Raw genomic sequence first — 10608 nt, forward strand, 5'->3', positions numbered from 1 at the left:
TTTTGCCTGCTGGATTGAATTGGAGACCTGACGCAATTCCAAGGCGGGGAATTTCTGGTGCTGCAAGGTACAATCATGAGGCAGCACAGCAGCGGCCTTGGCCGTCCAATTGAAAGCGGAATTCGATGTCAACTACTGGTTACGTTTATCTTACACTTGCCCAGCTGCAAGCCATTTCTCTGTCCCACCTGATTTCGGGGATGGACGAGGATGGCGATCCGCATGTGCCTGAAGCGGCCGTGGCCACCGCCATCACCGGCTATACCGAATGGGTGGCCGGCGGCAAGCCTACCATCACCATTGGCTGGGACTGGCAAATGCTGCGCGACGGCGGCGCCGTGCGCCTGCGCCGCGTGAGCGACCCTGCCAGCAACGTGATGCTGCAAAGCCCCGCAGGGGCCGACCTCGGCCCCGGCAAGAGCGCCGCCCTGCTGGGTGCCTTTGTCGACGGCATCGACTGGCAAAGCACCACCCTCGATTACCTGAACGCGCGCTATTGCGGCAGCACCCCGCAGCGCTAGCCGCCGCGCGCCCAACAGGCCCGATAATAAAACAGGCCCGATAAAAAACAGGCCGGATAAACGGGCCGGACGGGGATGCCCTGTCCGGCCCGCTTGCGCATGGGGCCGCCGCCGCGACGCTCAGGCCGCACGCGCCATCGCCGCTGCGGCAGCCTCGCGGGTCAGCAGCACGGCGGTCAGCACCGAGCTGTCGCCCAGGAAGTCGAAATACACCTCGTGTTCCTGCCCTGGCCCCAGCCGCTCGCCCAGCTGCTGTACACAGCGCAGCTGGATGCGGCCGTGCTGCTCGTCGAAGCCCACCACCTTGACCGCGTCGAAGTCGAAATAGCGTCCCACCAGCGGGAAGGCGGCCTTGAAGAAGCTTTCCTTGGCGGAGAACACCAGCGTCAGCAGGCTGTCGATGTCCAACGCGCCCACCTGCATGCGCAGGAAGCGCAGCTCCTCGGCGCACACCACCAGTTCCGTCATGGCCTGGCGCGCCTCGCTGGCGATGATGGTTTCAATGTCGATGCCGATGCCGGCAATGTCCCTGCCCTCGCAGGCGATGGCGGCCGCGTAGTGGCCGCTATGCGTGATGCTGCCGATGAAGCCCTGCGGCCATAGCGGCTCGCGGTGCTGGCCCACGGCCACCACATGGCGGCCGTGCCCGTAGTTTTCCAGGATGGCGCGGGCGCACAGGCGGCCGGCGAAGAACTCGGCCTGCCGCTTGAGCACGCTCTTGCGTATGTGCGGCGGAAAATCAATGCCATAGGTCTGGAATAATTCGGGGGCAAAACGGTCGGCCCGGAACAGGGCCAGGTAGTACGGCAGCGCCCTGCTGCCACGCGGCAGCACGCCGGCGGCGCCGGCGAAGAACTGACCGTCCTGCTCGTGGCACAGGGGCGGCAGCAGGCGCTGCCGGCCGCCGGGCGGGGCGAGCGGCCCCTCGGTTGCCTTATCTGCCATCGGTATTCCTTTCCAGGGGGAGAGCCTTCAATGCTTTCTTGTCGATCTTGCGGCTGTGCGTCAGCGGGAATCGCTCCAGGATGACGATATGGGCCGGGACCATGAATTGCGGCACGCTGGCGGCCAGCGACTTGCGGATCGCGGCCTCGCCCAGCCCGGAACGTGCCAGCACCAGGTAGGCTGCCAGGCACTTCTCGGTGCTGTCGCCGTTGGCGGCCGCCGTCTCGCGCACCAGCACCACCGCGCGGTCCACGCCCTCGATCCGTTCCAGGTGGGCCTCGACCTCCTCCAGCTCGACGCGCAGGCCGCGGATCTTGACCTGCTGGTCGCGCCGGCCGATGAAGTCCAGGTTGCCGTCCGGCAGCCAGCGCACCAGGTCCCCGGAACGGTACAGCCTTCCCTGCCCGCCGCAGGGGTCGGGGATGAATTTCTGCGCCGTCAGTCCCGGCTGGTTCAGGTAGCCGCGCGTGACGCCGGCCCCGCCTATGCACAGTTCGCCCACCGCGCCCGGCGCCACCAGCCGCGCCTTGTGGTCCAGCACGTAGGCGCGTACATTGTGGATGGGGCGGCCGATGTTCATGGCGCTGCCGTCGAACAGCGACTGCGAGGTGTGCACTGTGTTTTCCGTGGGCCCATAGCCGTTCGACAGGGTACGCCCAGCGGCCCAGGTGCGGGCCGTCTCCAGCGGTGTGCTCTCCCCCACCACCTGCAGTTGCCGCACGCTGCCGAATTTCTCGCGCGATAAATACTTCAGCAGCACCGGCGGCAGGATGGCATGGCTCAGTCCATGCCGCGCCACCAGGTCCGACAGCAGGTCCGGCGCCAGCCGCTGCTGGTGGCTGGCCACGTACAGGGTGGCGCCGCGCACGAAGGTGATGAACATCTCGGCGATCGAGGCGTCGAAGGTCAGCGAGGCGAACTGCAGTACGCGGCTGTCCGCCTCCACCCGCAGCTCGGCGCTGATGGCGTAGGCCAGGTTGATCACGCCGGCGTGCTCGACCAGCACACCCTTGGGGTTGCCCGTACTGCCCGAAGTGTAAATCACATAGGCCAGGTGGCTAGGGCCGCAGCCGGGGCCGCGTTCGGCCGGGGCCTGCCAGTCCACCGTCTCCAGGGCCAGTGCGTGGGCGCGGGCCGGGCCGGGCAGGCGCGGCGCCAGGTGCTCCTGGGTGACGATGGTGGACAGGTCCGCGTCGCCGATGATGTAGGCCAGCCTGGCCTCGGGAAAATCGGTGTCCAGCGGCACGAAGGCGCCGCCAGCCTTGAGGATGGCCAGCACCGTGACCACCATGGCCACCGAGCGCTCCACGAACACGCCCACCATGACGTCCGGCCCCACGCCGCGCGCGCGCAGGCGCTGGGCCAGCACATCGGCGCGGCGGTCCAGCTCGGCATAACTGAGCGCCTCGTCCTCATAGACCACGGCCGTGGCCTGCGGCGTGAGCGCCACCTGGCGCTCTATCATCTGGTGCACGCAGCAGTGCGGGATACCGTCCCGCGCCACGCCGGCCAGCGGACCCAGCAAGTATTTGCGCTGGGCCGGCGACACCATCTCCAGGTCCTCGACGGCGGCCGCGCCGGCGCTGTCCAGCAGCGCCCCCAGCAGGGTGGCCAGGCTGTCCAGCAGCTCCGGCGCCAGGGCCGCATCGAGGTCGGGTTCCTGCCATTCCAGCCGCAGCAGCAGCCCGCCGGCATCGTCCGCCACCAGGCCCAGGCGTGGCACGAACTCGCCGCGGTAAGGCAGCGGGTGGCGCCGCACCGGGCCCAGGCCGTAGCCGGCGTCGGCCGCCCGCTCGTAGTAGACGGCCAGGTCGAACAGCCTGCTTTCGTGCTCCTTGCGGCTGTCGGCCACATCGATCAGGCGGTCCTGCGGGTGCAGGCGGTGCTGGCGCCCACGCCGCACGGCCGCCGCCACCCGGTCGGCCAGCGCGGCGAAGGCCTCGTCGCCGCGCACCTCGGCCGCCAAGGGCACGTTGTCGTACGCGATGCCGGCCCATGCGCCGTCCAGGCAAAGCCGGCCGCGCGCCTGGGCCAGTCCCACCGACACCGTCTCCGAGCCGCTGTAGCGGTGCAGGAAAACCAGCATCAGGGCGGCCAGCATGCTGTCCTCGTCCATGCCCAGGGCGGCCGCCAGCGCCGTATAGCGCGCGGCCCAGCCTCGCGGCAGCGCCTGCTCGGCGGTATGGGCCCGGGCCGGGTCGGCGGCGGGTCCACGCGGCAGGTTGAGGCCGGCATGGTCGGCCGCCGCCGCGCTCCAGTAGGCCTGGCCAGCCGCGCAGGCCGGCGACTCCAGGTAATCCAGCCGGGCCTCCCAGGACGCCGTGTCCGGCGCCAGCGCCGCCAGGCGGCCGGCGCCCCCGGGCTGGCCCAGTGCCTGGTACAAGCGGCCGGCCAGGGCATACAGGCTTTCGCAGCCGCGCGCCTCGGCCACCAGCACGTGGCAGCTGAGCAGCCACCAGTGCTCGTCCGGGGCCAGCGCCACCAGGGTGCTGCGCACGAGCATCTGGTCGCGCACGCCGAAGGCGCGGTCGGCCTCCTCTGCCACCAGGCGCGCGGCCTGGGCGCGCGGGTCATCCGACCCTGCCAGGCTGACCAGCCGTGTCTCCAGCAGCGCATGGACGCCGGGGCGCAGCAGCAGCGCGCCATCCTGGTCGGCCACGGCGCAGCCCAGCTGCGGCGCCAGCGCCGGCAGCAGCGCCACCGCGCGCACCAGGCGGCCTGGGTCCAGCCCGCCACGCAGGATGAAGCAGGCGCTGGCCTGGTTGGCCGCGTGGCCTTGCTTGCGCCGGCCCAGGCAGGACAGGGTCTCGAAAGTCGAGAGCGGATGCGATCTAGGCATGTTCGGGGTGTACATAAGCGGACCTTGTGGGCAGGTGGCGCTCAGGCGGCCAGGGGCGCGCGCTGCTCGATGGCCTTGAGGGAGCCGTTTTCCATCTTGATCAGCTGGTCGGCCAGGTGGAAGTAACGGTCGTCATGGGTAATGACGATGACGATCTTGCCCCGCTCGCGCAGTTGGAACAGGATGGTGCTGTAGAAGAATTCCTTGAATTGCGGATCCTGGTCGGCGGCCCATTCGTCGAACACATAGACGTCGCGGTCCTCCAGGTAGCTGACCAGCAGCGCGATGCGCTTGCGCTGGCCGTCCGACAGTCCCAGTGTGGAAAACCTGCCGTCCTCCAGGCTGACGCGCTGGTCCAGCTTGAGTTCCTGCATGTAGTGCGGGATATTGGCGGCCTCGCCCTCGGCCACGTCGTACAGGCGCGGGAACAGGTGAAAGTCGGTGAAGATGGCGGAAATGTTCTGGCGCATGCTGCCGCGGTTGTCGTCCGTGACGCGCTCGTCGTTGATCAGCACGGAGCCGGCCGAGGGCAGGTAGTGCAGCGACAGCAGCTTGCCCAGCGTGGACTTGCCGGAGCCATTTCCGCCAGTGATGAAACTGACCTGGCCGCGCCGGAAAATGGCGCTGACCGGACCCACCCTGAACTGGAAGTCGCCCTGCTCCTTGACCTGGTAGGCGTACTCCAGGTTATATGCCTGGATTTTGTGCACCGGCGCCCTGTGCGCTGCCACGTGGTCGGACTCGGCGCGCAGCTGGCGCAGGCACTTGCGCACGGCAAACACGGAGATACGGGCCGGGATCAGGCTGCTCAGGCATTCGACGATGCCCATCATGGGCTCGGCCAGGTACAGCAATATCATCACGATGGACACCAGGGCGTCTGCCGACAGGCTGAAGAAGTTGCTCATCACAAAAGCCACCAGGCCGATCACCAGCATGTTCATCATGCCGGCAAACTGCGAGCCGACCAGGAACAGGGTGCCGCCGCGCAGCTGCAGGCGGCGCTGGCGGTCCTCCAGCTGGTGCAGCTCGGCGATGTAGGCGTCGCGCTTGCGGCGGTTGAGCTTGAGCTCCTTGGAGCCGTAGATCAGTCCGCGGTTGAACTCCAGGACCTGGTTGACGCACTGTCGTGCGCGGCCCAGCGCGCGTCCACCCAGGATGGAAAACGGCTGGTACAGCGCAATGCCCACGGCGGCGCTGGCCAGGATGAAGAGGGTCACGCCCGGGTTCAGGTAGGTCAGCATGGCCACCACCCCGCCGATCACGATGACGTAGTTGAGGATGATGGGTATCATGCGGGCACCCGTGGCCAGCTTGTCCACATCCGTGGTCAGCGCGGCCATCAGGGCGCCGAAGCCGACCTGCTCCAGGTCCTGCACCGGGGCGCACGACACCTTGCTGTAGATGAAACGCTTGAGGTCCAGGCTGAGCCGGGTAACCACCTCGTTCATCAGCCTCCCGGAGGTCGCGCGCAGCACCAGGATGGCCAGGCAGGCGGCGAAGAAGCAGGCCGCAAAGCGTGGCGCGTCCAGGCGGATGCCCCACGCTTCCCAGGCGCCGCCGTATTCGATGCCAGGCGCGATGGCGCTGGCCTGGATGTTGAACGACATCACCAAGAGCGGGATCAGCGCCACCTGCAGCAAGCCGGCCAGCGAACTCAGCAAAATGCTGATAAAGACCTTGTTGGGCGCGTTCTTGACCAGCAGCCCATACAGGCCGGTATTCATAATATTGTGTTTCATCATGCCACCCCTATTCAGGTTTGCCCGGCAGCGCGGTCAAGGTCAGGGCCTGCGTGCCCTCAAGCGGCGCGCCAAAGCCTGGAGCGCGCAGGGCGATGGCGCCGGCGTGCTTCAGGTAGTCGTCGTAGCGCGGGCTGAGCACGTTGCCCGATTGCCCCGTGCTAAGCAGGAAACGGGCGCCGCCATCCGCGCCCAGGTCGATCACCTGCAGGTAATCGCTGCCGGCCAGGCGCCGGTAGCCGCCATCCCTGGCTGCCACGGCCGGCGCCGCGCCGGCCACGCCATAGCCGTCGCCGATGGCCGGCCCGCGCCGGTCCAGCAGGCCAGCGGCCAGCGAGTCCGGCTCGGCCGCCGGGTTGCGGTAGGCGGCCTGCTGCACGGCGTCCCAGCGCCAGCCCGCCATGTCATGGCCCACGGCCAGGCGTAGTTGCTGCAGCGCAGCTTGCAGGCTGCGCGCCAGCAGTTCGCCGCAGGCCCCGGCCCGGCCGGGCGCGGTGCACCAGTCGCCACGCCCGGCGCCCAGGGCGGTGTCCAGGAAGCGCACCCTGGCTTCGGCAGGATAGCTGTCCAGCAGGGGGCGCACGGCCAGGCGGTCGGCCGCGTTGGCGTACACCAGGTCGCGGAACAGACAGTCCACCCACACGTTGTAGATGGAGGCCGCCACGCTGTCCGGCGCGGCACGGCCATCCCAGCGGCGCAGGTAGTCGAGCGCCTGGCGCTGGCGCGCGTCGGCGGCCGGGGTGGCCAACAGCAGCGGCGCCAGGGTTTCGGCGCCCAGGCTGCGGTCGTCACGCTGGATGCCCAGCAGCGCGCTGCTGTCGCTACGGGCCGCGCCAGTGGCGCCCAGCAGGGCGGCGATGCGATCGGCGCGTTCCTGGTTACCGGCCTGCAACACGATGCCGCCGGGCGGGTTGAAGCTTTCCGGCAGCAATCCATAGGCGATGTCGCCGCGCCCGCCGCCGGGCAGCGCCAGGCCGGGCGCCTCGCTGCCATAGGGCAGTCGGGCGGCCGCCTTGGCGCCGATATTACCGGCGCGGTCGGCATACACCATCACCAGCGCCGGGCTGGCGTGGCCGCTCAAGGCGGCCTTGAACTGGCCCCAGTCGCGCGCCTGGTTCAGCGCCAGCAGGGCGTCGAAGCTGCGGTCCTGCGGTGCCAGGCCCGGCAGCGCCAGGCTGTAGGCGGCACCGGCTCCCGCCAGGTCGCTGACCACCGGGCCGCGCACCGTGCTGCGCACGGTCAGGCGCAGCGGCCGGATCCCGCCGCGCAGGTAGGACGGAAATTCGCCCTTGACGCGGATGATTTCGACCCGGCTGTCCATGCGGCGCCATTGGCCGCCATCGCGGTAGCGGTCGCTGTCCAGCGGATCGGTCTGCTCGGCCGCCAATCGCGGGCTGTAGGCGCGCAGCACGCTGGGGCCCCAGGAAATGCTGTCGTTACGCCCGGCAAAGAACAGCGGCAAGCCGGGAATGGTGGCGCCGGCCAGGTGGGTGGCGCCGCCGGCCAGCTCGCTCACATACCACTTGGACGGAATCAGGCTGACGGCGTGCAGATCATTGACCAGCGCCGGCTTGCCGCTGGCCGTGTAGCGGCCATCCACGGCCCAGGCGCTGGAACCGGGGTCCACCGCGCCGACGCCGAACTCGGCGTGCAGGCGCGTGGCGGCCTGTTCCAACTGTCGCAGCAGTTCGCCGTCCGGCTCGGGCCCGCCGGCGCCTGCCGCCAGGGAACGTCCGCCATCGGCGCGCAGCAGCTGGGCCGCGCGTGCGCCGCCCAGTTGGCGCACCAGGGCCGCCTGCCGGCGCAGTTCGATGCCGCTGTCGTCGAGGCTTATCTGCAGCAGCTTGAGCTGCAGCAGCGAATCGGCCGCCGTCCACGGCTCCGGCTGGCGGCCGTTCAGGTAGTATTCCGGCGCCAGCGGGCGCCGTTCGGCGATGCGCGCATTAACCCCGCGCACATAGGCTTCCAGCAGGGCGCGCGCGCGCGGCGAGAGCTGGGCCAGGGCTTGTTCGGCAGCCTGGCGCAATCCCAGCGTGCGCAGGTAGCGGTCCAGCGCCAGGGTGGCGGCGCCGCGCAACTCGCTCAGGCGCCCCTGGCCGATCAGCTTCTGGTATTCCATCTGCCACAGGCGGTCGCGGGCATGGGCATAGCCCAGCGCGAAATAGGCATCCGGCTCGCTGGCAGCCTCGATGCGCGGCACGGCACCTGCGCCGCTCTCGAGGCGCACCGCGCCGCTGTCGCCACGCAGGGTCAGCAAGCCGCCATCGTCCGGCACGCTTTGCCTCAGTTGGCCGTAGCCGGCCGCCGCCGCGAGGCCCAGCGGCGCGCAGACGAACAGCAGGAACCTGGCCAGGATGGGGCTGGTTTCGTTAATGCGTTTCCACATGGGATGTCCTTTCCGGATCAATAAATGCCCTGCGGCAGGTTCTCTTCGACGTTGCGCACCTTGAGCTTGCGGAAGTTGGTCACGCGGATATTCATCATGACCTGGGGCGAGGGATCGTCGAAGAAGGCGATATCCTCGGCCGACATCTTGCGGCGGTGCAGCCTCTCGGCCAGCCGCCCCACCCACTTGGACAGCCGCTCGTCATACGGCGACAGCCAGCGGCTCTTGCCAAGGAAGCGCAGGCCCGTCACATACTTCTTGAGTTCGCTGCGACTATTGCTGTCGGTGAAAATGAACTTGCTGATCACGTCGATCTTGCCCTGCCATACCATGAAGAACACCAGCATGGCATTTCGGCTGTAGGTCTCCAGCGCGCCGGAGGAAACGAAGATGGGGAAGTTCCTGGGTTCTTTCTCGCGGTTCTTCCAGAACACCCGGCAGCATTCGGCCACCACCATCAGGTGCACGTTCTGCTCCTTGTGGTGGCCATAATGCAGCGGCGAGCTGTTGGACGCCTCCACGCTGTAGGGCCGGGTGGCGTCGTGGAAGCCGTGCCAGCGCATCACGAACAGGTAGCTGCGCACGCCCGAGGACAGGAACACGGTGAACAGGATGCCGCCCAGGATGGGATGCAGCCAGGCCACGGCCAGGAACACGGCATTGCCCAGGATGTAGCCACGCAGGAACAGGCGCAGGAACTTGGTGCGCTTCATGGCACGGAAATAGGCGATCACCTCCAGCGGGATCAGGCTGATGAACAGGGAATACCAGGTGCAGGCCTTGATGAAGTCGATGAAGCTGGTCTGGTCGTAGCGCAGCGTGGATTGATAGTCGGCCGGGCCGTTGTCCTCCACATGGTGGATGCCGGTATGGGTGCAGTAGTAATAGTCGGGGGTCCAGAACTGCAGCGGCCAGGCCACGTACTTGCGCAGGAATTCCAGCGCCACGTAGCAATAGTCCTTGACGCAGCTGGCTTTCTCGGCCCGCACCACGCGTCCGGCCGCGTGCGAGCACAGGTGCTCGATATGCTCCTTGTCGGTGAACAGGGTGGCCTGCAGCAGCACCACCAGGGGCGCGTAGTACAGCCAGCCCTGGTGCAGGAACAGGGTCAGGAACACCAGGTTGTAGACGATGTGCAGGGTCAGGAAGGATGCCGCCACCAGCGAGCCGCGCGAGTACTTGCTGTCGACCAGGTGCTCGGACACATTGCGCGCAGCCTCGGCGAACACGTCGCGCGTCAGGCACTTGCCCATGGGCGGCGCGGCCTGGATGTTGTTGGCAAAGCAGATGATTTCGCCCAGCGCCAGCCCCACCACCAGCAGCACCGCGGCCCAGGCCGCGCGCACCAGCTGGCCGGATTCCGGCGCCAGCAGCAGGTGCAGATAGGCGGCCGGCAGGAGCAGCATGTACAGGGCCGTCATGGCCAGCGTCCTGCCACGGCTGACGTTGCGCACGTCGCCAATGAGCTTGACGGCGGGATAGCCTATCAGGTTGATCGCCCACAGCAGGAAGGGCCGTATCAGATACAGATTGGCGACATTGAGCAGGAACACCGGTATGCAGAAGATCAAATCAAAGTTAGTCAGGAGGAAAATCGGCGTCGGCTTGCCGTTCCTCGCCTTCACTTGTATCGTTTTCATGGCTGCCCTATCTAGCAAGTATTGGGTTCAAAACACTTTACGGACGCCCCGCAACGCGGAGCGGTACATCAATTCATGTAGCGGCCCTGTATGTGCCGCAGGGTGATCAGCTGCCACTGGAAGCGGTCGAGGTAGGCCGCCAGCGCCAGCGCCGTGCCAGCCGGGCCGAGCGCGCCGCCATCGGCGCCGCACAGGGCCAGGTTGCTGGCCGGGCCGCCCACCCGCCGCAGGGTGACGATGGCGTCGGCCGCCAGCATTTCCCAGTCCCAGCCGATGGTGATGCGGTCCCGGCCTATCCATTCCGTGTACCCCGTGATGCAGGTGGCCAGCGCGCCCTCCCCGCAGTCCGGCTCGCCCTCCTCGTCCAGGCCCGAGACCAGGTGGATCAGGTGCAGCTGCGCCAGCTGATCCAGCGGCACGCGTACGGCGCCAGTGTCTGTATTGCTCATGTGGTTGCCGGGCCGGGCACAGGGTCCGGCCACTGTCCTATTCCGGTTACTCGGGGCGTCCCTCCAGCTCGATCCAGCAGGCGAAG

Annotated in this window: 7 protein-coding genes; 1 reads left to right on the top strand and 6 read right to left on the bottom strand. The window is 68.0% G+C overall.

Translation table 11 applies throughout. The features are described 5' to 3' along the window. The first annotated feature begins 125 nt into the window (after positions 1 to 125). Positions 126 to 521, top strand: coding sequence for a DUF4902 domain-containing protein (locus ACLB1G_RS27780; protein WP_491630517.1), 396 nt, complete (start codon positions 126 to 128; stop codon positions 519 to 521). A gap of 120 nt (positions 522 to 641) precedes the next feature. Here the strand turns inward: ACLB1G_RS27780 and ACLB1G_RS27785 are convergent, their stop codons facing one another. The 6 genes from ACLB1G_RS27785 to ACLB1G_RS27810 form a co-directional block, all read right to left on the bottom strand. Further along, positions 642 to 1466, bottom strand: a complete 825-nt coding sequence (locus ACLB1G_RS27785) for a 4'-phosphopantetheinyl transferase family protein (RefSeq protein WP_491630518.1) — start codon at positions 1464 to 1466, stop codon at positions 642 to 644. Next, the gene (locus ACLB1G_RS27790) at positions 1456 to 4305 is read right to left on the bottom strand and encodes a non-ribosomal peptide synthetase (RefSeq protein ID WP_491630519.1); all 2850 of its coding nucleotides are present in this window, start codon (positions 4303 to 4305) and stop codon (positions 1456 to 1458) included. The genes ACLB1G_RS27785 and ACLB1G_RS27790 overlap by 11 nt, the downstream gene beginning before the upstream one ends. 41 nt (positions 4306 to 4346) lie before the next feature. Beyond that, a complete protein-coding gene (locus ACLB1G_RS27795) occupies positions 4347 to 6032 on the bottom strand; it encodes a cyclic peptide export ABC transporter (protein WP_491630520.1) in 1686 nt (561 codons plus the stop codon). Between the two features lie 25 nt (positions 6033 to 6057). Then, positions 6058 to 8433, bottom strand: coding sequence for a penicillin acylase family protein (locus ACLB1G_RS27800; RefSeq protein WP_491630521.1), 2376 nt, complete (start codon positions 8431 to 8433; stop codon positions 6058 to 6060). Positions 8434 to 8450: 17 nt separating this feature from the next. Next, positions 8451 to 10073 (bottom strand): hypothetical protein, encoded by a 1623-nt coding sequence (locus ACLB1G_RS27805; protein WP_491630522.1) that lies wholly within the window; start codon positions 10071 to 10073, stop codon positions 8451 to 8453. A gap of 68 nt (positions 10074 to 10141) precedes the next feature. Continuing rightward, positions 10142 to 10522: a DUF4902 domain-containing protein gene (locus ACLB1G_RS27810; RefSeq protein ID WP_491630523.1), complete on the bottom strand. Its 381-nt coding sequence runs from the start codon at positions 10520 to 10522 to the stop codon at positions 10142 to 10144. Between the last annotated feature and the right edge of the window lie 86 nt (positions 10523 to 10608).

The organism is Duganella kummerowiae (genome assembly GCF_053572355.1).